1 protein-coding gene is annotated in these 209 nt (G+C 38.3%); it reads right to left on the bottom strand.

Annotation, left to right across the window (positions count from 1 at the left end; genetic code table 11):
- Positions 1-209: hypothetical protein (locus Q0954_RS34960; protein WP_299466960.1), on the bottom strand; the 209-nt coding region annotated here is incomplete at both ends.

The raw sequence follows: 209 nt of genomic DNA, 5'->3' as shown, positions 1-209 counted from the left end.
TGCAACAAAGGATAAATCAACGCCATATTTTCATTGTCAGTACGCATACTATAAGGAACCGAAAAAGGACGCAAATAACCACGCAAACAACTAAGCTTTACATCAGGCGCATACTGCAATAAATCATCTAGCGACAAACAACGAAAAGCATAAATACTCAGCAACAAACGCCATTTAGGAGTAGTTAAACCCAAAAACAACAAACCAGC

Source organism: uncultured Microscilla sp. (assembly GCF_947493425.1).
GTDB lineage: Bacteria > Bacteroidota > Bacteroidia > Cytophagales > Microscillaceae > Microscilla.
Note: the sequence above shows the minus strand (reverse complement) of the source record. Positions and strands in the feature narration are given on the sequence as shown.